Source organism: Streptomyces sp. NPDC055962, assembly GCF_042270185.1.
Taxonomy (GTDB): domain Bacteria; phylum Actinomycetota; class Actinomycetes; order Streptomycetales; family Streptomycetaceae; genus Streptomyces.
Window position 1 is genome coordinate 671,441 of sequence record NZ_JBHJYN010000002.1, and the last position, 22,809, is coordinate 694,249.

The following is a 22,809-nucleotide window of genomic DNA, read 5'->3' on the forward strand; positions in this document are numbered from 1 at the left end:
ACCGGGCGGGATCAGCACCCCGTCACCCTCCGGACGCAAAAAGTCACCGCACGCCCCTCGTGGCGGCGATGTGTCGTACCCCACACTGGAGGGCGGTGCCTGAGTCATCGGAGCGCGGCGGTCCGCCGAGGGCGGACCCATCCCCGCGGTCCGGCAGCGATCACCTGGAGGTCGCCCCCGTGCAGACCCGGACCGTGCCGATCACGACCGAGCATGTCCCGGCGATTCCCGCGCAGAACCGGGTCACACGTCACCCGGAGACGGCGGGCCCGCCCGAGCCGGTGCTGGAGGAACCGGTGGAGCCCCCAGACCTCCCCGAGCCGCGCAGCCGCCCGGAGGCGGGCGGCCCGTCCTCCGACCTCTTCCGCCAGTACTTGCGCGAGATCGGGCGGATACCGCTGCTGAGCGCCGCGGAGGAGGTGGACCTCGCCCGCCGTGTCGAGGCCGGACTCTTCGCCGAGGAACGGCTCGCCCGCACCCCCGACCCGGACTCCCGGCTCGCCTTCGACCTGGACCGCCTGGTGGTCATGGGGCGGATGGCGAAACGCCGGCTCATCGAGGCCAACCTCCGCCTCGTCGTCTCCGTGGCCAAGCGCTACGTCGGCCGGGGGCTGACCATGCTCGACCTCGTCCAGGAGGGGAACCTCGGACTGATCAGGGCGGTCGAGAAGTTCGACTACGCGCGGGGCTACAAGTTCTCCACGTACGCGACGTGGTGGATCCGCCAGGCCATGTCCCGCGCGCTGGCCGACCAGGCCAGGACCATCAGGGTCCCCGTGCACGTCGTCGAGCTGATCAACCGGGTCGTACGCGTCCAGCGCCGCATGCTCCAGGAGCGCGGCTGCGAACCCACCGCCGAGGAGGTCGCCGCCCAGCTCGGCCTCACGCCCGAACGTGTCGGCGAGGTGCTGCGCCTCGCCCAGGAACCCGTCTCCCTGCACGCGCCCGTGGGCGAGGAGGACGACGTCGCCTTCGGCGACCTCATCGAGGACGGCGACGCAGCCTCACCGGTCGAGTCCGCCGCCTTCCTCCTGCTGCGCGAACACCTGGACGCGGTTCTCTCCACGCTCGGGGAGCGGGAGAGGAAGGTCGTCCAGCTGCGTTACGGGCTGGACGACGGGCGCCCCCGCACGCTGGAGGAGATCGGCAGGATCTTCGGCGTGACCCGCGAACGGATCCGCCAGATCGAGTCCAAGACGCTCGACAAGCTGCGGGCCCACGCCTTCGCCGACCAGCTCCGCGGCTACCTGGACTGAGACCGGCCGGCGACCGGGACGCACTCCGGTCACCGGCCGGTCCGGATCAGTCGACCTCGGCCAGTGCCTGCGCGAACTGCGCCGCGTACAGCCGGGCGTACGCCCCCTCGGCCGCCAGCAGCTCGTCGTGCGTGCCCTGCTCGACGATCGAGCCGTTCTCCATCACCAGGATCACGTCGGCGTCCCGGATGGTGGAGAGCCGGTGGGCGATCACGAAACTCGTACGGCCGTGGGCCAGCCGCGCCATCGCCTTCTGGATCAGGACCTCGGTACGGGTGTCCACCGAGCTGGTGGCCTCGTCGAGGACCAGGATCACCGGGTCGGACAGGAACGCCCGCGCGATGGTGATCAGCTGCTTCTCGCCCGCGCTGACCCCCGAGCCCTCGTCGTCGATCACCGTGTCGTAACCGTCGGGCAGCGTACGGACGAAGCGGTCGGCGTGGGCCGCGCGCGCCGCCTCCTCGATCTCCTCCCGGGTCACGTCGCGCGAGGCTCCGTAAGCGATGTTCTCCGCGATCGTCCCGCCGAACAGCCAGGTGTCCTGGAGCACCATGCCTATGCCCGAACGGAGTTCGTCGCGTGTCATCCGCGCCGCGTCGACCCCGTCGAGAGTGATCCGGCCGCCCGTCACCTCGTAGAAGCGCATGAGCAGGTTGACCAGCGTCGTCTTGCCGGCACCCGTCGGCCCCACGATCGCGACCGTGTGGCCGGGCTCCACGCTCAGCGAGAGATCCTCGATGAGGGGCTTCTCCGGGTCGTACCGGAAGGACACGTTCTCCAGGGCGACGCTGCCGCGCAGCTCCTTCGGTCGCTCGGCGGGATCGGGGTCGGGCCCCTGCTCCTCGGCGTCCAGCAGACCGAAGACCCGCTCGGCCGACGCGATGCCGGACTGCACCAGGTTCGCCATCGAGGCGACCTGCGTCAGCGGCATCGAGAACTGCCGTGAGTACTGGATGAACGCCTGCACGTCACCGATGGACAGCGAACCCGACGCCACCCGCAGCCCGCCGACGACCGCGACCAGCACGTAGTTCAGGTTGGACACGAACATCATCAGCGGCTGCATGATCCCGCTGTTGAACTGGGCCTTGAAGCCCGCCTCGTACAGCGCGTCGTTCTGCTCGGCGAAGTCCCTCGCGGACTCCTCCTGCCGCCCGAAGACCTTCACCAGGGTGTGACCGGTGTACATCTCCTCGATGTGGGCGTTGAGCTTGCCCGTGACCTTCCACTGCGCCACGAAGTGCGGCTGCGACCGCTTGCCGACCCGCGCCGCGACGAACACCGACAGCGGGATCGTCACCAGCGCCACCAGGGCGAGCAGCGGGGAGATCCAGAACATCATGACCAGCACGCCGACGATGGTCAGCAGCGAGTTGATGAGCTGGCCCATCGTCTGCTGCATCGTCTGCGAGATGTTGTCGATGTCGTTCGTCGCCCGGCTCAGCACCTCGCCGCGCTGCTGCCGGTCGAAGTACGACAGCGGCAGCCGCGACAGCTTGGTCTGCAGGTCCTCGCGCAGCTGGAAGACGACCCGGTTGATCACCCGGATCGACAGCCGCGTCGACACCAGCATCATCAGCCCCGCGCCGACGTACACGGCCAGCGCCACCAGCAGGACGCTGCCGACCGCGCCGAAGTCGATGCCGTGGCCGGGGGTGAAGTCCACCCCGCCCAGCATGTCGGCGAGCCCGTCGTCTCCCTGTGCGCGCAGGCCGTCGACAGCCTGCTGCTTCGTGGTGCCGTCCGGCATCTGCCGTCCGACGACCCCCGCGAAGATCAGGTCCGTCGCCCCGCCGAGGATCTTCGGCCCCACCACGGAGAGCGCGACGCTCAGCGTCACCGCGCCCAGCATCGCGGACAGCGAGGACTTCTCCTTGCTGAACCGCTTCAGCAGCCGCTTGCCCGACCCCTTGAAGTCCAAGGACCGCTCGGTGGGCCCTGCCATCATCCGTCCGCCCGGCCCTGCCATCAGGCGGCCTCCGCTTCCGTCAGCTGGGAGAGCACGATCTCCCGGTAGGTTTCGTTGCCGTCCATCAGCTCGCGATGCGTGCCCGTCCCGACGACCCTGCCCTCGTCCAGCACGAGGATCCGGTCGGCGTCACGGATCGTGGACACCCGCTGCGCCACGATCACCACGGTCGCTCCCGCGGTCTCGTGGGCCAGGGCGCCGCGCAGCGCGGCGTCCGTCGCGTAGTCCAGAGCCGAGAAGGAGTCGTCGAACAGGTAGATCTCCGGCTTCTGCACCAGCGTCCTCGCGATCGCGAGCCGCTGCCGCTGGCCACCGGAGACATTGGTGCCGCCCTGCGCGATCGGCGCGTCAAGGCCGTGCTCCAGCCGTTCCACGAACTCCTTCGCCTGCGCCACCTCCAGGGCGTGCCACAGCTCCTCGTCGGTCGCGTCCGGATTGCCGTAGCGCAGATTCGTCGCGACCGTGCCCGAGAACAGGTACGGCTTCTGCGGGACCAGGCTCACGGTCTTCGCCAGCAGGACCGGATCCAGCGTCCGCACGTCGGTACCGTCGACGAGCACATCGCCGTCCGTCGCGTCGAACAGCCGGGGCACGAGCCCGAGCAGCGTCGACTTCCCGCTGCCCGTCGACCCGATGATCGCGGTCGTCTCCCCGGGCCGCGCCACCAGATCGACGGAACGCAGCACCGGCTCCTCGGCGCCCGGGTAGCGGAACTCCGCGCCCCGTATCTCCAGGTGGCCGTGTTTCAGCAGCTTCGTGACCGGAGCGGTGGGGGGCACCACGCTCGACTCCGTCCCCAGGACCTCCTGGATGCGCTCGGCGCAGACCTCCGCGCGCGGCACCATGATGAACATGAAGGTCGCCATCATCACCGACATGACGATCTGCATCAGATACGCCAGGAACGCGGTCAGCGCCCCGATCTGCATCCCGCCGCTGTCGATGCGGTGCGCCCCGAACCAGACCACCGCGATGGACGACAGGTTCACCACCGTCATCACGGTCGGGAACATGAGGGCCATCAGCCGGCCCGTCGACAGGGCGACGTCCGTCAGTTCCGTGTTGGCGCCGCGGAAGCGCTCCTCCTCGTAGCCGTCACGGATGAAGGCACGGATCACACGGTTGCCGGTGATCTGCTCACGCAGCACACGGTTCACCGTGTCCAGCCGCACCTGCATCATGCGGAACAGCGGCCGCATCCGCCTCACGATGAGGCTCACCGCGATGCCGAGCACGGGCAGCACGGCCAGCAGCACCGCGGACAGCGGCACGTCCTGGCCGAGCGCCATGATGACGCCGCCGACACACATGATCGGCGCCGAGACCATCAGGGTGAACGCCATCAGGACGAGCATCTGGACCTGCTGCACGTCGTTGGTCGTACGCGTGATCAGCGAAGGAGCCCCGAACCGTCCCACCTCGCGCGCGGAGAACGACTGCACCTGGCCGAAGACCGACGCCCGCACGTCGCGCCCGAGCGCGGAGGCGGTCCGGGCGCCGTAGTAGACGGCCCCGATGTTGCAGACGATCTGGATGACGCTGACCAGGATCATCACCGCGCCGAACTGCAGGATGTAACCCGTGTCCCCCTGCACGACACCGTTGTCGATGATGTCCGCGTTGAGGCTGGGCAGGTAGAGGCTGGCGCAGGTCTGCAGGAGCTGGAGCAGCACCAGCAGGGTGATGGGCTGTCTGTACGGGCCCAGATAGGTCCGCAGGAGTTGTATGAGCACGCGTGTCTCTCGGTCGGCGACGGGCAGAGGCCGATCCATACTCCGGCACCGCGCAGCCCGGCGGCGAACGCTTTTCCTCAAGGCCGGGTCAAATTCCCGGGGCCGCGCTCCTCAGGCGGATCCGCCGAACGCCCCGGGGTGGATCTGGTCCCGGGTCGCGCCGTACTGCTGGCGCACCGCGCGTCCCACCGCGAGCTCGTCGCCGGGCTCCAGCACCTGCGCCGCCGCGCCCCGCCAGGCCGGGGGAGTACGCGGGTCCAGCGTCCCCTGCGAGACCCCGAGGGCCCACGCGGCTTGCCGGGCCGCACCCAGCGCCGCGTACTCGGCGGGCTGCGGCACGACGACCTGGGTGCCGAACAGCGCCGGCGCCAGCGCCTGCACGGCGGGCAGCTCGGCCGCCGCGCCCAGCAGGAACACCCGCCGCACCTCCACACCCCGGTCGCGCAGCACGTCCAGCGCGTCGGCCAGCGAGCAGAGCATCCCCTCGAACGCGGCCCGCGCCAGGTGCTCCGGCTTCATCGACTCGCGCCGCAGCCCGCTCAGCGTCCCGGCGGTGTGCGGCAGGTGCGGGGTGCGCTCACCCTCCAGGTACGGCAGCAGGACGAGCCCGGAGGAGCCGGGCGTCGACTTCAGGGCCAGTGCGGACAACTCCTCCGGGCCGCCGTCGAGGCCCAGCATCTCCGCGGTGCCGCGCAGCGCGCGCACCGCGTTCGACGTGTGGACCACCGGGAGGTGCATCCCGGTCGCGTCGGCGAAGGAGGTGATCATCCCGGTCGGGTCGGCCAGTGCCTCGTGGTGGACGGCCATGACGGAGCCCGAGGCCCCCAGCGACACGACGGCGTCCCCGACGGCGACACCCAGGCCGAAGGCTGCGGCCATCGTCTCGCCGGTGCCCGCCGAGATGAGCAGCCCCTCGGGCGTCGTCCCGGCGGCGTCGGCCGGGCCGAGGACCTCGGGCAGTGCGGCCTGATGGCCGAGCGCGAGCTCCACGAGGTCGGGCCGGTAGGACGCGGAGCCCGCCGACCAGTAACCGGTGCCGGATGCGGCACCGCGGTCCGTCGTCCGCCGGGCGGGCCGGCCGAGGAGCTGCCACACCAGCCAGTCGTGGGGCTGCAGGACGGCGGCCACGCGCTGTGCGTTCTCCGGTTCGGTCCGCACCAGCCAGCGCAGCTTCGCCACCGGCTGCGCGGCCTGCGGCACGGACCCGACGGCCTCGGCCCAGGGCTGCCGCCCCCCGAGCCCGTCGATCAGATCGGCCGCGGCGGCCTGCGCCCGCCGGTCGTTGCCGAGCAGAGCCGGCCGTACGAGGTTGCCCTGCCGGTCCAGCGGCACCAGGCCGTGCTGCTGCGCGGAGACACCGATGGCCTGCACGCCTTCGAGCAGCCCTCCGGAGGCCGCCTCACCGAGTGAGAGCAGCCACGCCTGCGGATCCACCTCGGAGGCTTTGGCCTCGACGGGATGCGCGGCGTACCCCTGCCGCAGCACCTCACCGGTGTCCGTGTCGCAGACGACGATGTGCGTGAAGGCGGATGAACTGTCCAAGCCGGCCACTATGCCCATGGACACGATTCTGCCGCACGCGGGGGCCGTTCCCGTACCGGGCGGTACCCGGTACAGGAACGAGCCTCAGGTGTTGGTCGTGCCCCAGTCGTCGCTGCCGTTGTGGCCGCTGCGCTCACGCAGCGAGCGCACCCGGTCGGAGACGGACACGGGGACCTTGTCCCCGACCTTCTCGCTCACCGAGTGGTACGCCTTGCCGGCGAAGTCCCGGCTGCCGTGCGCGGCGGACTCCGCCGCGTTCCGCACCGCCGGATTCTCGGCCAGCTGCTGCGCGGCCTTCTTCAGCTGCTCGTAGCGCTCGCGCCCGGCTCGCGTGCCGAGCACGTAACCGAGGGCCACTCCGGCGATGAACGTGAGCCGGTACCGCATGGCTGCCACCCTTCCTTCGCTCCGTCTTCGCTCCGTGCGACGTGTGCTGCCCGCCTACCCGCAGACACCCGAGATCACCCCGGGGCATACCGATTGGCGGAGCACCCCCCTGCTTGCGCTAATGTATGTGTCGCAGCGAACGCGCGCCGCTCGGCATCAGCCAGGCAGGTACGATTCGAGGCAACGCAGCAATCCCCTGTAGCTCAATTGGCAGAGCAGCCGGCTGTTAACCGGCAGGTTACTGGTTCGAGTCCAGTCGGGGGAGCGCGATCCCCTGTAGCTCAATTGGCAGAGCATTCGGCTGTTAACCGGAGGGTTACTGGTTCGAGTCCAGTCGGGGGAGCGGAACGGAAGAGGGCCCCCCGGGGCCCTTTTTCGTGTGTCCGCAGGGGCCGTCGCGGGACGCCTCCGGGACTCTTTCGGGGGGATTCCGCATCGCCTGGAACCGGGCAGCACGCTGCACTGTCTTCATGGTCACGCGAAGCCGACCATCGCCAGCAGGAGATCGTATGACCGGCTATGCTGCGGCAGACGGCGCGTACAGGTGTACGCGCCACGCCGTAAAGGGGCGGTAGCTCAGCCGGTTAGAGCAGCGGACTCATAATCCGTCGGCCGTGGGTTCGAGTCCCACCCGCCCCACCAGCGTCCCCAGGCAGAATCGTTTCTGACCTGGGGAAACGCGTTTCCGGGGCGTTTTTGCGTGAGGTGTTCGCCTCACGGCGGTGTGGCGGACGAGGGTCTCCACATGTCGAGGGTGCTTCCTGCGTGACTGCGACCTGGACCTTTCCGGTCTCGGCGCCGCGGGATGGTTGACAGCGGTCCCACGGCCCTCCCGTGAGGGGTCCACCTGCACCGGGCATCCTTACCTGTGGTTCCCCGGCGAAGTGGCCCCGCATGTCTGGTTGCGGCCAGGCCAGGGGCGCGGTGTCCGCGACTGTGGCTTGCGGGTGTCTGTCGGCGATCGGGTCGCGTCCGCCTCGTGCGTGGGGCCCGCTCCTGGCAGCGGTGACCTGGTCGTACCACCGCAGGCACAAGGGCGGCGTCACGGCCGAGTAGGCCCCCCGGGTTGTGGGTCAGGTGTCAGGCCGGACCCGGGCCACGTTCGCCGGGGGGACGCCCCGGCGGCTTGCCCGAAGAGACAGGCCCCGGCATCCGGCGGTCCGGCCGTCCCCGAGCCGAGCACCCACGCACCCCCACCGGGCGGGCCCGCGTGGCTGCCCGGCTATATTGGCCGCCGAACCGGACACGGGGTGCCCCGCGCGGGGCTGAGAACACACCCGTCGAACCTGAACCAGCTCGTACTGGCGGAGGGATGTCTTCATGCCGTTGTCGCATGCCCAGGACGACCGTGCGGTCGCGGGGCGAACAGTCCCGGACCCGCGCTCCGCGTTCGGGGGCCGTATGCCCACCGCCCCCGGTGACCTGCGGATCGAGACGCACGGGATAGCCCCCGTGCCCGAGGACCGACGGTACGGCGGCCCCGCCCGGCTGTTCACCGTCTGGTTCGCCCCCAACCTGACCATGACCGGCGTCTTCACCGGGACCGTGGGCATCGCCCTGGGCCTGGACTTCGCCACCGCGCTCGTCGCCGTCGTGCTCGGCACGCTCGTGGGGGCGGTGCCCACCGCGTACCTCGGCACCTGGGGAAGCCGGACCGGGGTCGGTCAACTGCCCCTCGCGAGACTGGCGTTCGGACGGGGTGTCGTGCTGCCCGGAGCGTTGCAGTGGCTGTCCTCGATCGCCTGGGACGCGCTGATCGGCCTGTTCGGAGGGGATGCACTGGCCCAGCTGTTCGGCTGGCCCTTCTGGCTCGGCGTGCTGGTCATGATGGCCGCCCAGGGTGCGCTCGGCGTGCTGGGGTACGAGGCGATCCACCGGCTCCAGACGGTGATGACGTTCGCCCTCGCCGCGGCCTTCGCCGTGCTGGCCGTCAAGCTGCTGGACGGAGTGCACCCCGCCGCCTCGGGCACCGTGCACGGAGGTGACCGGGCGGGCGCGTTCGTCCTGACGTGCACGATCGCCCTGAGCCTCTCCCTGTCCTGGGCCCCGTACGCGAGCGACTTCAGCCGCTATCTGCCCGCCGCCACCTCCCGGCCGCGCATGTTCTGGTGCACGCTGCTGGGCATCAGCGTCTCCTTCGTGGCGGTCCAGACGCTGGGCCTCTGGGGCGCGTCCGTCTTCACCGACCAGACCGCACGCGGGATCGACACCCTTCTGGGCGGCGGAGCGCTCGGGGCGTTCGGCCTGCTCGCCGTCGCGCTCGCCGCGCTGTGCAGCAACGCCATGAACGACTACAGCGGTTCCCTGGCACTGCAGACGATGGGAGTGCGCCTGCCGCGCCCCGTCGCCGCCGCGCTCGCCGCCGCGCTCGGGTTCCCGCTCGTGCTGTGGATGCACGCGGCCGACACCACGGCGCGCTTCCAGAACGTGCTGCTCCTGGTCGGCTACTGGATCCCCGGCTTCGTCGCGATCGTGGCCGTCGACTGGGTGGTGCGGGTCAGGGCCCGGGCCGGCGCACCGATCGACCTCGCCGCCGAGAGCGCCCTCGTCCGGCCCTGGTGGCCGGCGCCCACCGCCTTCGTGGCCGCCTTCGCGGCGGCGGTGCCGTTCATGAGCACCGGCCTGTACGTGGGACCCGCGGCACAGGCCCTGCACGGAGCGGACCTCGCCTACGGAGTGGCGTTCCTCGTGGCCCTGTCCGTCTACACCCCGCTGCGGCTGCGTCACCGCTCCTGACCCGGCGGTCGCCGGCCCCGGGGTGGAGGCGTCGCGCGGGCGGCGCGCCCTGTCAGGCGTTCTGCCAGAGCTGGGTCCGGTCGCCCGCGTCGCACGTCGCCTTGGTGAATCCTGTGCCGCTCGTCATCGAGAGGCACAGGGAGTCGGCGGCGTTCATCAGCGTGTGGCCGCCCGAGGCACGTGCGCCGATCCGCCAGATCTGGTCGTCGCCCCCGCCGCAGGCCACGACGGCGAGGCCGTAGAAGGTGTTGGACTTGAGGCAGGCGCCGGTGTCGTCGTTGACGAGATGGAAGGCGGTGGCCGACACCGGCTTGTAGGTCCAGGCGAAGTGCCGCTTGGTGCCGTTGGTCGCGGCCTGGCCGCACACCGCGTTGAGAACGGACGAGGAACCCGAGTAGACGTTCTCGGACTCGGCGACGCATCTCCCGATCGAGGCGTTCTTCAGGCGGCCGCTCGTCGACGGCGCGGGGAGGGCGGGCTCCTCCCCGCCGCCCGTACCGCTGCTTCCGGAGGATCCGCCCGGACTCCCCGCGTCCTCAGGCTTTCCACCGGCGGTGCCCGTACCGTCCGCTGCGGTGTCCCCGCCGGCGGAGCCGCCGTCCGGTGCGTCCGCGGACGGTGACTTCTTCCCTGCGGGCGACGCCTCCGGAGGACGGGACGACGGGCTCTTCGCGCTCGGAGAGGGAGTGGCCCCGGCCGTGGCGGAGGGGGCGGTGGACGGCGAGGCCGCCGAGGTGTCCGGGCCGTCGCCGAAGGCGGGGATGTCGTAGGGGGAGAGCGCGACGGTCAGCGTGGTGCCTGTGACCACGACGACGGGAAGCACGAAGAGCATGATCCGCCTGCGGCGTTCGCGGGGCTTCCTGACCGCGGGCCCGTCCGGTTCGGTGCCGGCGACAGGACCGGCGACAGGACCGGCGACCAAGGGGGCGACCGGGGTGGGCGGTGTGGCCGGTGCCCCGTCCTCGTCCTCGTCCTCGTCCGTGTCCAGGGGAGGCTCCGCCGCGAACGCGACCCGTTCGGCGATGCGTTCGGCGACCGCCTGCGGCCAGGGGGTGCGCGGCAGGGGTGTCAGGGGCAGGGTGTGGTCACCGGCCAGGTCGAACAGTTCCTGCACCGTCGGCCGGTCCGCGGGGTCCTTGGCGAGGCACGACGAGACGGCGTCGGCGAGGGCGGGCACCGTCGCGGCCAGCTCACCGATGTCGGGCTGCTCGTGCACGATGCGGTAGAGCAGATCGGGTCCGGACCCGTCCCCGAAGGGCGGGCGGCCGTTCGCTGCGTACGACAGCAGGCTGCCGAGCGCGAAGACGTCCGCCGCACCGGTCAGCTGCTTGCTCGAGACGGCCTGTTCCGGGGCCATGTACGCCGGAGTGCCGATGACCATGCCGGTCCTGGTCAGCCGGCTCTGGTCGACGGCACGGGCGACACCGAAGTCGATGAGCGTCACCCCGTCGGCGGTCAGCATGACGTTGGACGGTTTGAGGTCGCGGTGCACCATCTCCGCCGCGTGGACGGAGCGCAGACCGGCCACCGCGTCGCGCAGCAGCCGCCAGAGGCTTTCGGGCGGCAGCGCCCCGCCGTGCAGCCGGAGGGCCTCGCTCAGGGTGATGCCCGGGATGTACTCGGTCGCGAACCACGGAGGCTGCGCCGTGCGGTCGCTCGCGAGGAGCCGGGCGCTGACCCCGGCGGGCAGCCTCGCCAGATTGTCGAGCTCGTGCCCGAAGTGGCGGAGGAAGTCCTGGTCCTCCGCGAGTGCCGGCAGTACCCGCTTCACCGCGACGTACCGTCCGCCGGACGAGCCGAGATACACCCGGCCCATGCCTCCCGAGCCCAGGACGCCCCGGAGCCTGAAGGCGCCGATGCGCCGCGGATCCCCGGGCGTGAGCGGGGTCGCACCGCTGCCGCGCAGACCAGAATCGTCGTCCGTTCCCCCGTGCATGGTGGAGAGGACAGCGGAGCTGCGGGGGTGTCCTGTGAGCCGCAAAACGCTTACCGAGTACGGCATATGACGAGCCGTCGCATAAGGGTTCGGAGTGCACGGAGAGTGGGGCCGTGAGGCCCGGGAGCGGTCCCGTGCAGCCGTCAGCCGAAGGCCCGGCGGTAGCTCTGCGGGCTGACGCCGGTCGTCCGCTTGAAACGGTCGCGGAAGGCGGTGGGGGAGCCGAAGCCGACCTGGGCGCCGATGCGTTCCACCGTGTGCGGGGTGGACTCCAGCAGGTGCTGGGCCTGGCGGATGCGGGCGCGGTGCAGCCACTGGAGCGGGGTCGTGCCGGTCTGCTCGCGGAAGTGCCGGATCAGCGTCCGGGTGCTGGTACCGGCGTGGGCGGCGATATCGGCGAGGGTGAGTTCGGCGGCGAGGTTCTCCTGGAGCCAGCTGAGGAGCGGCTCCAGGGCGCTGCCCCGAGGCGCGGGCGCGTAGTCGTGGACGATGAACTGGGCCTGGCCTCCCTCGCGTTCCAGTGGCATCACGGACAGTCTGGCCGCGTCGGCGGCGACGGCGGAGCCGTAGTCCTTCCGGATCATGTGCAGGCACAGGTCCAGGCCGGCGGCGGCGCCGGCCGAGGTGAGGATCTGCCCGTTGTCGACGTAGAGGACGTCCGGGTCGACCTCGACCTCCGGGTACGCGTCGGCCAGCAGGCCCGCCGCGATCCAGTGGGTGGTGGCCCGCAGGCCGTCCAGGAGGCCCGTGGCGGCCAGCGGGAAGGTGCCCGAGCAGATGGACGCGATGCGCGTGCCGTTCCGGGCGGCCGCCCGCAGTGCCTCGCAGACGGCGGGGCTGAGCGGGGCTGCGGGGTCGGCGGTGCCGGGGACGATGACCGTGTCCGCGCCCGCGAGCCCGTCCAGGCCCCAGGGTGCGCGGAGCGTGAAGGCCCCGGCATCCGTCTCCCGCTGCTCGGCGCACACACGGATCTGGTAGCCGGGGCGGCCGTCCGGGAGGCGGGTGCGGGTGAAGACCTCGATCGGGGTGGAGAGGTCGAACGGGATCACCTGGTCCAGCGCGAGCACGGCAATGGTGTGCATGGCGTAAAGGTACCCGGGCGACAGTCCTCTGCCCACAGGCCGGTAGGAGTGGAATGCAGAATCCCCGCAGCTCAAAGCGGTGTGAGGAGGTATGGCACTATCTCGTTGATACTTGGCACTCACGCCACTGGGGGGCACTGGTCCCGCCGGTTAGCGTCGGGACCGAACCCGGCGCGGACCGGGCAGCCCCGATCCTGAGGACCCTCCCCATGCACGTCCAGATCGTCCTGTTCGACGGGTTCGACCCCCTCGACGTCATCGCTCCGTACGAGGTGTTCCACGCGGGCGGCGCCGCCTCCGGCGGCCAGGTGAGCGTGGAACTCGTGTCCGCCGAGGGCCCGCGCGAGGTGATCAGCGGCACCGGTTCCCTGGCGCTGCGCGCCACGGCCGCCCTCGACCCCGCGCGAGCCGGTCTGGTCCTCGTGCCCGGCGCCGCGGGACGGGTCGGCGAACCCGGCGAGGTTCCGGAGCACGAGGTGGGCGCCGGGACGTCCACGCAGGACGCACTCATCCCCGTGCTGCTGGGCCGGACCCTGACCACCGCGCTGCCCACGCTGCTGAGGACCGCGGTCGAGGCCCCCGACGTGATCGTCGGCGCGGTGTGCGGCGGCTCGCTCGTCCTGGCCATGGCCGGCCTCCTGGAGGGCCGGCACGCGACCACCCACCATCTGGGCCTGGACGTGCTCGACGCCACGGGTGTCCATGCGGTGCGGGCGCGCGTCGTCGACGACGGCGACGTCGTCACCGGTGCCGGAGTCACCTCCGGGCTCGATCTGGCACTCCACCTCCTGGAGCGCGAGGTGGGCCCGCGGATCGCCCACGCCGTCGAGGAACTGTTCGCCCACGAGCGGCGCGGCATCGTCTGGCGCGACGTGGGCCCGGCCGCCGCCGCCCTCTGAAGCCCCCCTCCCTGCACCCCACCGAAGGACACACGCACATGCCCGTCGAAGGCATCTGGGACCTCTCCGTCTCCACACCCGTCGGCACGATCGAAGCGGTCGTCGAACTCCGCCGTGAGGACGGTGCCCTGACCGGCGTCGCCCAGGGCGCGGGGGAGGAGGTGCCGCTCGGTGACGTCGCCCTCGACGGCGACCGCCTCACCTGGAGGCAGGCCGTCACCAAGCCGCTGCGTCTGAACCTGGCCTTCGCCGTGACCGTCACCGGCGACTCGATGACCGGCACCTCGCGGGCCGGACGCCTGCCCGCCTCCCGGGTCACCGGCCGGCGCCGCACCGCCCCGCAGGCGACGGAGACCCGGCCGTGACGAAGCTCTTCCTCTCCCTGCACGTCCTGGCCGTGGTCCTGGCCATCGGCCCGGTCACCGTCGCCGCGAGCATGTTCCCCAAGGCCCTGCGCGCGGCGCACGGCGGTTCCGGGGACGGCGACGCCCTGACGACGCCGAGGCTGCTGCACCGCATCTGCCGCGTCTACGCGGGCGTCGGCATCGCCGTACCCGTCTTCGGCTTCGCCACGGCCGGCAGTCTCGGCGTCCTCGGCAGTCCCTGGCTGATCACGTCGATCGGTCTGACCGCCGCGGCCGCCGGTCTGCTCGTCCTGCGGATACTCCCTGCCCAGGGAGCCGCCCTCGCCGCGGAACCCGACCGCAGCGCCGCGCCGGCGGCCAGGACGGCGATGCTGACGGGTGTCTTCAACCTGCTGTGGGCCACGGTCACCGTCCTGATGATCGTCCGTCCCGGCTCCACCACAGGAGCGTGACCGTGCCCGTACGCTCCCTGCGCATCGCGGCACACCGAACTCGTCACCCTGGCCGCCATGCTGGCCAATCTGGCCACGGTCCACCTCGGACCGGTCTCCTCCCTGATGGGCCCCACCCACGGCTGCGCCTACCTCTTCGTCGTCGTCGCGGCCTGGCGGTCGGACGGAGCCACGGCCGCCGCCAGGGCCGTCGCGGTCGTCCCCGGCATCGGCGGCCTCCTTGCCTGGCGGAGGCTCGTGGCGTCGGCGCCGCCCCCGGAGGCGGTCCGGCACGACGGCGACAGCGGCGAGAGCCGTCAGCACGACGACGCACCAGGACGGCATCAGGCCGGGCTCCTCGTGGCCGAGGACGGCCCCATCGCTCATGGCTCCCTCTCGCGGACGTCCTCCACGGGGCGCCGTCCATCCCGCGCCCACCCGGGAACCCCGCCGGCGGACCACGGGCCGGCGTGAGCCGGGCCGGACGGTGCCGGGTCCCGCCGGTGGTCCGAGAGGCGCCGGTCCGGCTCCCCGGGCGGGGTCGTTACCATCCCGTGTGACCGAAACAGCCAAACAAGGTGTACCCCGCACACGCATACTCGCCGACCTGACGCCGCTGCGTATCTCCCCCGACTACCGGCGGCTCTGGTTCGGGAACACCGTGTCCTGGATCGGGCAGGGCATGACGGCACTGGCCGTCTCCCTCCAGGTCTACGACATCACCGGGTCCGCCTTCTCCGTAGGGCTGATCGGTCTCTGTTCGCTCATCCCGCTGGTGCTCCTCGGGCTCTACAGCGGGGCCGTCGCCGACACCGTCGACCGGCGCAAGCTGGGGCTGGTCAGCGCCACAGGATCGTTCCTGCTCTCCATGGCGCTGGCGGCCGTCACCTTCGCCGGGGTCCAGCACGTCGGGCTGCTGTACGCGGTCGTCGCCCTCCAGGCCGTGTGCTTCGCGCTCAACTCCCCGGCCCGCAGCTCGATGATCGCCCGGCTGCTCCCGGCCGAACAACTCCCCGCTGCCAACGCGCTCAACGCGATGACCTCCACCACCGGCGGTCTCGCCGGGCCGATGCTCGGCGGCCTGATCGTCGGCTGGTGGGGCTACAAGGCGGCGTACACCGTCGACGCCGTCACCTTCACCGCCTCGCTGTACGCGATGTGGCGGCTGCCGTCGATGCTGCCCGGCCGGGGCGAGGGGGAGAAAGCGGCCAGGAGGGCCTCCGTCCTGGACGGTCTGCGCTTCCTCGGCACCCGGCCCAATCTGCGGATGACCTTCTTCAGCGACCTGAGCGCCATGGTGCTCGCCCACCCGCGCGCCCTGTTCCCCGTGGTCGCCGTGGTCTGGTTCGGAGGCGACGCCAAGACCACCGGGCTGCTCGTCGCCGCCCCCGCGCTGGGCGCGCTGCTGGGCAGCGTGTTCTCCGGGTGGCTGGGCCGGATCCACCGGCACGGGCTCGCCGTCCTGGTCGCCGTGGCCTGCTGGGGCGGAGCCATCGCCCTGTTCGGGCTGACCCGGCAGCTGTGGCCGGGACTGGTCCTGCTCGCGCTCGCCGGCTGTGCGGACTCCATATCGATGGTCTTCCGCAACACCATGCTCCAGGCGGCCGTGCCGGACGAGATGCGCGGCCGGCTCCAGGGCGTGTTCATCGTCGTCGTGGCGGGCGGCCCCCGGCTGGGCGATCTCGTGGCCGGCTCCGTGGCCGACCTGGCCTCCCCGGCCGTGGCGGTGACCGGCGGAGGTCTCGCCTGCGTCCTGGTGGTGTGTCTGCTGGGGCTGCGCTGGCGGGGCTTCGCCCGCTACGACGCGCGCGACCCGCAGCCGTAGCGGCCTCTCCGGCGCGCGCCCCGCGCCCGCGGACGGACCTCCCGGGGTGCTGCCCACAGCGGTGGACGAATCTCCGGGTGCGCGCCCCGCGGACCTCCCGGCGCGCGCCCCGCAGCCGCGGACGAACCTCCCGCCGCGCGAACCGAGTTCGTGGAGCGGAGCGCCCTTCCGTCCATTCCTCGATACGACGCTGTCCGTCATACGGGCAGCGCTTGTCGTCGTGCCCATGGCGCGGCCAGGATGCCCGTATGGCCCCCGCTCTCGTCTCGCGTCGTCACGTGGATCTCCTGCGTGTCTCGACCATGCTCTGTCGGGCCTGCATCTGCCGTCCGTCCTGTTGCTGACGTGACGCCCCGCCGGCCCTGACGCCGGCCTTTCGACGCCCTCGCGTCCCCGATCCGGACCAGATCCGGACCGATCCGGACCAGATCCACCCCGCACACCCCGGCCTGCCGGTGCCCTCGCGCACCCGTACGCCCGCGGTGCGTTCCCCGCTGCCGTCCCCCGAGGATCCGCCATGCCCGAAAACCCGCTCCTGCTCCACTGGTTCCTGCCCACGGGCGGAGACGGCCGCGACCCCGGCGGCGTCACCGCCGTGCAGGGGAGGACCGGTGCCGCCACCCGCAGGCCCGCCGGCATCGGCTATCTCACGCAGGTGGCGCGCGCCGCCGAACAGGCCGGATTCCACTCGCTGCTGACCCCCGTGGGGCTCGGCTGCGTCGACCCCTGGATCCTCACCGCGGCCCTCACCCAGCACACCGACCGCATCGGCTTCCTGGTCGCCTTCCGCTCAGGATTCGCGAGCCCCACCCTGCTGGCCCAGCAGGCCGACGCCTTCAGGCGGTTCGCCGGGGGGAGGCTCCGCCTCAACGTCGTCACCGGCGGGGACCCCCTCGAACAGCGGGCGTACGGCGACCACCTGGCCCATGACCAGCGCTACGCCCGCACCGACGAGGTGATGGCCGTCCTGCGCGACCTCCTCGCGGGCAAGCGCGTCGACCACGCGGGGGAGCACCTGCGCATCGAGGGCGCCCAGCTCCACGAACCCGCCCTCGAGCACCCTGTCTCCCTCTACTTCGGCGGGGCCTCCCCGGCGGCCGAGGCCGTCGCCGCGCGCCGCGCCGACGTACAGCTGCTCTGGGGTGAGCCACCCGCCGCTCTCGCACAGCGCATCGACCGTCTCCGCGCCGCCGCCCCCGCGCTCCGCTTCGGTCTGCGGCTGCACGTCATCAGCCGGGACACCGCCGCCGAGGCCTGGGCCGAGGCGGACCGCATCCTCTCCGGTATCGACCCGGAGGCCGTCCGGGCCAGTCAGGAACGCTTCGCCCGTATGGACTCCACCGGGCAGGCCCGCATGGCCGCGCTCCACGGGGGCTCGGCGGACGCCGCGACGCTGGAGGTCGCCCCGAACCTCTGGGCGGGCATCGGGCTCGTACGGGAAGGGGCCGGCACCGCGCTCGTCGGCTCGCACGACGAGGTCGCCCAGCGGCTGTCCGAGTACCGGAGCCTGGGCATCGACGAGTTCATCCTCTCCGGCTATCCCCATCTGGAGGAGGCCTACCGGGTGGGCGAGGAAGTCGCCCCCCGGCTGCGCGCGCTCGTCGCGGGGGCCGGAGCGTGACCGTCGTCGAGCGGACCGCCGCCCCCGCACCGGCCGCGGCCGGTCCCGTACGGGTACGCCGCGTCCCGCCCCGCATCGCCGCCCTGCGCTGGATCGGGCTGCGCGCGGTCGCCCTCGCCGTCCTGCTCGCCGCCTGGCAGGCCGTCGTGGCCGCCGAGGTGTGGCCGCGGGTGCTCGTGCCGTCGCCGGGCGAGGTCTGGCACCAGTTCGTGCTCGCCTCCACGGTCCACGACGGGGTGCGCGGCTACAGCGGGTACCTGCTGATCGAACACCTGGGGGTCAGCCTCCGGCGCATCGGGACCGGTGCGGGGTACGCGATGCTCGCGGGCATCCCGCTGGGGCTGCTCATCGGGGTCGTCAAGCCGCTGGCCGTCGTCCTCGAACCGGCCGTCACCTTTCTGCGTACGCTTCCCCCGCTCGCCTACTTCTCCCTGCTCGTCATCTGGTTCGGCATCGACGAGTCCCCGAAGATCTGGCTCCTCGTCATCGCGGCCCTGCCCCCGATCGCCGCCGCCACCGCCGCCGCCGTGCGCACGGTGCCGGGCGAACTCGTCGAAGCGGCGCGGGCGCTCGGCGCGGGCCCCGTCTCCCTGCTGCTCTCCGTGCGGCTGCCCGCCGCGCTGCCGGAGATCCTCACCGGCGTACGGATCGCCGTCGGCATCGCGTACACCTGCGTCGTCGCCGCCGAGACCATCAACGGGGTCCCCGGCATCGGCGGAATGATCCGCGACGCCCAGCGCTACAACCAGACCGCCGTCGTCATCGCCGGCCTCATCGCCATCGGCCTCTCCGGCATCCTCCTCGACGCCCTGCTCAAGGGCGCCGAGCGCGGGCTCGTGCCGTGGCGCGGCCGGTCCTGAAGCCCATGCCTCTCCTTCCTCTTCCCCTGGAGCACGTCATGTCCGTGGCCATCCGCCGCCGCGCCGCCCTGCTGACCGCCGCCCTCACCGTGCTCACCCTCGCGGGCTGCGGTGACGGCGGATCCGACGGCGGGGGTGACGGCAGGACCGCCGTACGCATCGCCTACCAGGCGATACCCAACGCCGACCTGGTCGTGAAGAACCAGAAGCTGCTGGAGAAGGCGCTGCCCGACGCCGACATCAGCTGGGTGAAGTTCGACTCGGGCGGCGACGTCAACACCGCTGTCATCTCCGGGGCGGTCGACCTGGGGCTCGCCGGTTCCAGCCCCGTCACCAAGGGACTCTCCGCGCCGCTGGACATCCCGTACAAGGTCGTCTGGATCCACGACGTCATCGGCGACAACGAGGCCCTGGTCGCCAGGAAGGGCATCGGCTCCGTCGCGCAGCTGAAGGGGAGGAAGGTCGCCGCCCCCTTCGGGTCGACCACCCACTTCTCGCTGCTGGCCGCGCTCGAGGAGGCCGGTGTGAAGCCGGCGGACGTGAACATCGTGGACCTCCAGCCGCAGGACGCACTCGCCGCCTGGGCCCGGGGCGACATCGACGCCGCGTACGTCTGGACGCCCACGCTCAGCGAGATCCAGAAGACCGGCACGACGCTGGTCACCAGCCGTGAACTCGCCGGGAGGGGCAAGGTCACCGCGGACCTCGGCGTCGTCACGGACGCCTTCGCGAAGAAGCACCCGGACATCGTCACCACCTGGCTGAAGACGCAGGACGAGGCCGTCGAGCAGACCAGGTCCGACCCGGCGAAGGCCGCCGCGTCCATCGGGGCCGAGCTCAACATCCCGCCGGCCGAGGCGAGGAAGCAGCTGGCGCAGCTCGTGCTGCTGACGGCGAAGGAACAGCAGGGCCCGGAGTACCTCGGCACGGCGGGCGCACCCGGGAAGTTCGCGCGGTACCTGCACGAGGCGGCTGTCTTCCTCAAGGGGCAGAAGGCCGTGGACGCCGTCCCGGACCAGGCCGCCTTCGAGAAGGCGCTCGCCGTGGAGGAGCTGGCCCGTGCCGCAGGCTGACCCCCGTGACACCGATGACATCGCGCTGCACGGGATCACTGTGCGGTACGGAAGGGCCAAGGCCTCCGTCACCGCGGTGGAGGACGTCTCCCTGGCGGCCCGGCCGGGGGAGTTCGTCGTCCTGGTCGGCCCGTCGGGCTGCGGGAAGACGACCCTGCTGCGGATCGCCGCCGGATTCGTGACGGCCTCGGAGGGCACCGCGACCGTACGGGGAGAGGCACCGGTGCCCGGCCGGGCGACCGGTGTCGTCTTCCAGCAGCCGAGGCTGTTCCCGTGGCGCACGGCCGGCGGCAACATCGCGTTCGCCCTGGCCCGTCACGGCGTCCCGCGTGAGCTCCGGGCGGCGCGCACCGAGGAGTTGCTCGCGCGGGTCGGGCTGGCCGGGACGGCGGGCCGCCGCACCTGGGAACTCTCCGGGGGCCAGCAGCAGCGGGTCGCCATCGCCCGGGCGCTGGCGGGGGAGCCGCAGGTCCTCCTCATGGACGAGCCGTTCGCCGCGCTGGACGCGCTGACCCGTGAACGGCTCCAGGAGGAGGTCCGCACCCTGGCCGCCGCTTCGGGGACCACGGTGCTCTTCGTGACGCACTCGGCGGAGGAGGCCGTACTGCTCGGCTCCCGGGTCCTGGTCATGGCCGCCGGCCCCGGCAGGATCGTGGCCGAACTGGAGACCGGGCTGGAGCGTGCGGCGGGGACGGACGTGGCGGCCCTGCGCGGCAGCGCGGAGTTCTCCCGGCTGCGCGGGGAGCTCGCGGCGGTGATGCGGGAGGCGGCCCTGGGTCCGGCCGCGGGCTGAGGGACCTCGGCCCGCCGTCAGGGCGGCTCCCCGGACCAGTGGGGCCCGGGGAGCCGCTACTGGGGACACCGTTCAGGAGGCGCTGGTGACCTGGGGCATCTCGCCACCGGTCGTGGTGGGGTCGAACAGCGAGAACACGGCGCCCTGCGGGTCCGTCAGGGTGGCGAACCGCCCGAACGGGATGGTCATCGGGCCGAACCGGAGCTCCGCGCCGAGCGACTTCGCCTGCTCCACCGACGCGTCGCAGTCCGCCACGGTGAAGTACACGTTCATGTGGGCCGGCACCTGGGGAGGGAACTCCGCCCCCATCTTCATCCGGCCGAGGACCGGGTCCGCCCCGAGGTCGTAGAGCGAGAAGTCGATCGCGTCGTCGTCCAGCTGCTTCACCCCGTAGCCGAAGACTGCTGCGAAGAAGTGGTCCGCCTTCTCCGGTTCCCGGGTGTACACCTCCGCCCAGGCGAACGCGCCGGGCACGGTCCGTGCCTCGAACCCCTCGTGCCGGCCGGACTGCCACACCCCGAAGGCGGTCCCGCCGGGGTCGGTGGCCAGCACCATCGTCCCGAAGTCGCCGACCCGCATCGGCTCCACCAGCACCTCGCCCCCGCACGCGCGGATCTTCGCGGCGGTGGCGGCGGCGTCGGGCGACGCGAGGTAGAGGCACCAGGCGTTCGGCGCGTCCTGGCCGGGCACGGGCGGCGAGAGTGCGGCGACGGCCTTGCCGTCCACATGGGCCTGCGTGTAGTCGCCGTACTCAGGCATCGACTCGGCGTACGACCAGCCCAGGAGCTCACCGTAGAAACGTTTCGCCCCTTCGAGGTCGCCGAACGTCCCGTCGGCCCAGCACGGGGTGCCCTCGGATGGTGCGGCCATGGCGCGGACCTCTCTTCGCTCGACGGACGGTCCTTCGTGCCACGCTAGCCAAGGGTCGCCCGGGCGGCGCGCCGAACGCCTCTCAGGCTTCCGGGCCGGCGGGGCCGACGACCGAGCGGGCGATCCCGAGCTCCACCAGATCCTGCGGGCGCAGCCGTAGCTGGTCGGCGGTGGACCGCACCTCGTCCTGACCGCGCTTCAGGATGGCCGCCGCCAGTTCCGGCGCGATCACCGAGAAATAGCTGTCCGTGGTGACGTGCGTGCGGTCCGGTGCGGCCAGGGCAAGCGCACCGCCGGAGCCGCCCTCGCCGATCACGAGGGTCGTCACGGGGACACGGGCGGCGGCGACCGCCGCGAAGACGTCGGCGATGGCCGCGCCCGCGCCCGCCCGCTCCGCCTCCGCGTCGTTGGCCGCGCCAGGGGTGTCGATCAGGGTCAGCACGGGGAGGCCGAGCCGGTCGGCGAGCCGGATCACCCGGGCAGCCGTGCGGTAGCCCGCGGGGCGGGTCGCGGTGCCGCACTGGGCGGCGTACGCCACCGGCCGGCCGTCGCGCAGACCCACCCCGCAGAGCAGTCCCGGATCCCTGCCGCCGCAGCGGTCGCCGCTCAGCGGCAGCCGGTACGCGAAGTACGCGTCCAGATAGGCGGCGGCCCGGGGCCGCGTCGCCGACCTGGCCTGTTCCACCGCGTCCCAGCCGGTGGCCGGTAGTTCCGCGGCCGACAGGGCGGCGGGTACCGGTGCCGCCCGCGGCGGGCCGGTGACCGTCAGCGCGGTCAGCCAGCGGGCCAGGGTCCCGGCCAGCTCGTCCGGCGGGACGACCGCGTCGACCTGGCCCGCCGCCAACTGCCCCTCGGCGGTGTACGCGTACGGATCGGCGTCGGCCGGCCGCACCCGGGAACCCGCGAACCCGATCTGCGCCCCCGGCAGCGCCAGGACCACGTCGGCGCCCGCCCCCACGGTGGCCCAGCCTCCCCCGGTCGTCGGATCCCGCAGCACGGCGATCTGCGGCAGCCCCCGGTCCCGGAGCACTGCGGACGCCCGGGCCACCCGCTGAAGCTGTATCAGCGCGATCATGCCCTCCTGCATCCGGCTGCCCCCGGTCGCGACGAGGGAGACGAGCGGCAGCCCCCGCTCGCCCGCCAGCGCGTACGCGGCCTCCAGCCGGTCCCCGGTGAGCCCGCCCAGCGAGCCGCCCAGGAAGGCGAACTCGAAGGAGACGAGGACGCACTCCCGGCCGCCGACCACGGCGGTCCCGTAGAGGACGGACTCCTCCTCGCCGGTCCGGGAGGAGGCGCGTTCCCTGGATTCCCCGTAGCCGCTCCAGCCGAGCGGCCCGTCCGGCGGGAGCCGCCGCGCGGCGGGGCGGTGTTCCGTGAAGTGTTCCGCGACCGCGTCGACGGCCTGCCGCGCGGACACGCGCTCGCACCGGG

Annotated in this window: 19 protein-coding genes, 3 tRNA genes and 1 riboswitch; of the genes, 14 read left to right on the plus strand and 8 right to left on the minus strand. The window is 72.3% G+C overall.

The window, feature by feature from the left end:
- The first annotated feature begins 179 nt into the window (after positions 1 to 179).
- Positions 180 to 1,256 (plus strand): RNA polymerase sigma factor, encoded by a 1,077-nt coding sequence (locus tag ACFC51_RS08190; RefSeq protein WP_376527588.1) that lies wholly within the window; start codon positions 180 to 182, stop codon positions 1,254 to 1,256.
- A gap of 46 nt (positions 1,257 to 1,302) precedes the next feature.
- Here ACFC51_RS08190 and ACFC51_RS08195 read toward each other — a convergent pair whose 3' ends face one another.
- The 4 genes from ACFC51_RS08195 to ACFC51_RS08210 all read right to left on the minus strand — a co-directional run bounded on the left by ACFC51_RS08195 (position 1,303) and on the right by ACFC51_RS08210 (position 6,887).
- A complete protein-coding gene (locus ACFC51_RS08195) occupies positions 1,303 to 3,225 on the minus strand; it encodes an ABC transporter ATP-binding protein (protein WP_376527590.1) in 1,923 nt (640 codons plus the stop codon).
- Positions 3,225 to 4,958, minus strand: coding sequence for an ABC transporter ATP-binding protein (locus tag ACFC51_RS08200; RefSeq protein WP_376368518.1), 1,734 nt, complete (start codon positions 4,956 to 4,958; stop codon positions 3,225 to 3,227). The genes ACFC51_RS08195 and ACFC51_RS08200 overlap by 1 nt, the downstream gene beginning before the upstream one ends.
- 111 nt (positions 4,959 to 5,069) lie before the next feature.
- Positions 5,070 to 6,518 (minus strand): FGGY family carbohydrate kinase, encoded by a 1,449-nt coding sequence (locus ACFC51_RS08205; RefSeq protein WP_376368517.1) that lies wholly within the window; start codon positions 6,516 to 6,518, stop codon positions 5,070 to 5,072.
- Positions 6,519 to 6,584: 66 nt separating this feature from the next.
- On the minus strand, positions 6,585 to 6,887 hold the full coding sequence (locus ACFC51_RS08210) for a YtxH domain-containing protein (protein WP_376368607.1): 303 nt from the start codon (positions 6,885 to 6,887) through the stop codon (positions 6,585 to 6,587).
- 192 nt (positions 6,888 to 7,079) lie between these two features.
- Here ACFC51_RS08210 and ACFC51_RS08215 point away from each other — a divergent pair.
- The 4 genes from ACFC51_RS08215 (at position 7,080) to ACFC51_RS08230 (ending at position 9,623) form a co-directional block, all read left to right on the plus strand.
- Positions 7,080 to 7,152 (plus strand) — tRNA-Asn (locus ACFC51_RS08215).
- Positions 7,153 to 7,157: 5 nt separating this feature from the next.
- Positions 7,158 to 7,230, plus strand: a tRNA-Asn gene (locus ACFC51_RS08220).
- Between the two features lie 222 nt (positions 7,231 to 7,452).
- Positions 7,453 to 7,529: transfer RNA gene (locus tag ACFC51_RS08225), tRNA-Ile, on the plus strand.
- Between the two features lie 594 nt (positions 7,530 to 8,123).
- A riboswitch (TPP riboswitch) is annotated at positions 8,124 to 8,217 on the plus strand.
- Positions 8,208 to 9,623 (plus strand): purine-cytosine permease family protein, encoded by a 1,416-nt coding sequence (locus ACFC51_RS08230; protein ID WP_376527591.1) that lies wholly within the window; start codon positions 8,208 to 8,210, stop codon positions 9,621 to 9,623. (Overlaps the previous riboswitch by 10 nt.)
- 52 nt (positions 9,624 to 9,675) lie before the next feature.
- On the opposite strand, the gene ACFC51_RS08235 is transcribed toward ACFC51_RS08230, so the two are convergent.
- Both ACFC51_RS08235 and ACFC51_RS08240 read right to left on the minus strand, forming a co-directional pair.
- Positions 9,676 to 11,559: a protein kinase gene (locus ACFC51_RS08235; protein ID WP_376527593.1), complete on the minus strand. Its 1,884-nt coding sequence runs from the start codon at positions 11,557 to 11,559 to the stop codon at positions 9,676 to 9,678.
- Positions 11,560 to 11,702: 143 nt separating this feature from the next.
- Positions 11,703 to 12,641, minus strand: a complete 939-nt coding sequence (locus ACFC51_RS08240) for a GlxA family transcriptional regulator (RefSeq protein WP_376368514.1) — start codon at positions 12,639 to 12,641, stop codon at positions 11,703 to 11,705.
- Between the two features lie 209 nt (positions 12,642 to 12,850).
- Between ACFC51_RS08240 and ACFC51_RS08245 the strand changes: the two genes are divergently transcribed.
- From ACFC51_RS08245 to ACFC51_RS08285, 9 genes are all read left to right on the plus strand, one after another.
- Entirely contained in the window at positions 12,851 to 13,540 is a 690-nt protein-coding gene (locus tag ACFC51_RS08245; protein WP_376368513.1) for a DJ-1/PfpI family protein, read from the plus strand.
- Positions 13,541 to 13,578: 38 nt separating this feature from the next.
- Entirely contained in the window at positions 13,579 to 13,905 is a 327-nt protein-coding gene (locus ACFC51_RS08250) for a hypothetical protein (RefSeq protein ID WP_376527594.1), read from the plus strand.
- Positions 13,902 to 14,357, plus strand: a complete 456-nt coding sequence (locus ACFC51_RS08255) for a hypothetical protein (RefSeq protein WP_376368511.1) — start codon at positions 13,902 to 13,904, stop codon at positions 14,355 to 14,357. The genes ACFC51_RS08250 and ACFC51_RS08255 overlap by 4 nt, the downstream gene beginning before the upstream one ends.
- A 57-nt stretch (positions 14,358 to 14,414) precedes the next feature.
- Positions 14,415 to 14,810 (plus strand): hypothetical protein, encoded by a 396-nt coding sequence (locus tag ACFC51_RS08260; RefSeq protein WP_376527596.1) that lies wholly within the window; start codon positions 14,415 to 14,417, stop codon positions 14,808 to 14,810.
- 82 nt (positions 14,811 to 14,892) lie between these two features.
- Positions 14,893 to 16,161, plus strand: a complete 1,269-nt coding sequence (locus tag ACFC51_RS08265) for an MFS transporter (protein ID WP_376368509.1) — start codon at positions 14,893 to 14,895, stop codon at positions 16,159 to 16,161.
- A gap of 517 nt (positions 16,162 to 16,678) precedes the next feature.
- The gene (locus tag ACFC51_RS08270; protein WP_376527598.1) at positions 16,679 to 17,782 is read left to right on the plus strand and encodes an LLM class flavin-dependent oxidoreductase; all 1,104 of its coding nucleotides are present in this window, start codon (positions 16,679 to 16,681) and stop codon (positions 17,780 to 17,782) included.
- Entirely contained in the window at positions 17,779 to 18,642 is an 864-nt protein-coding gene (locus tag ACFC51_RS08275; RefSeq protein WP_376368507.1) for an ABC transporter permease, read from the plus strand. The genes ACFC51_RS08270 and ACFC51_RS08275 overlap by 4 nt, the downstream gene beginning before the upstream one ends.
- 38 nt (positions 18,643 to 18,680) lie before the next feature.
- Entirely contained in the window at positions 18,681 to 19,715 is a 1,035-nt protein-coding gene (locus ACFC51_RS08280) for an ABC transporter substrate-binding protein (protein ID WP_376527601.1), read from the plus strand.
- A complete protein-coding gene (locus ACFC51_RS08285) occupies positions 19,702 to 20,508 on the plus strand; it encodes an ABC transporter ATP-binding protein (protein ID WP_376527604.1) in 807 nt (268 codons plus the stop codon). The genes ACFC51_RS08280 and ACFC51_RS08285 overlap by 14 nt, the downstream gene beginning before the upstream one ends.
- 72 nt (positions 20,509 to 20,580) lie before the next feature.
- Here the strand turns inward: ACFC51_RS08285 and ACFC51_RS08290 are convergent, their stop codons facing one another.
- Both ACFC51_RS08290 and ACFC51_RS08295 read right to left on the minus strand, forming a co-directional pair.
- On the minus strand, positions 20,581 to 21,378 hold the full coding sequence (locus tag ACFC51_RS08290; RefSeq protein WP_376527606.1) for a VOC family protein: 798 nt from the start codon (positions 21,376 to 21,378) through the stop codon (positions 20,581 to 20,583).
- An 82-nt stretch (positions 21,379 to 21,460) separates the two neighbouring features.
- On the minus strand, positions 21,461 to 22,795 hold the full coding sequence (locus ACFC51_RS08295; protein WP_376368503.1) for a carboxyl transferase domain-containing protein: 1,335 nt from the start codon (positions 22,793 to 22,795) through the stop codon (positions 21,461 to 21,463).
- Between the last annotated feature and the right edge of the window lie 14 nt (positions 22,796 to 22,809).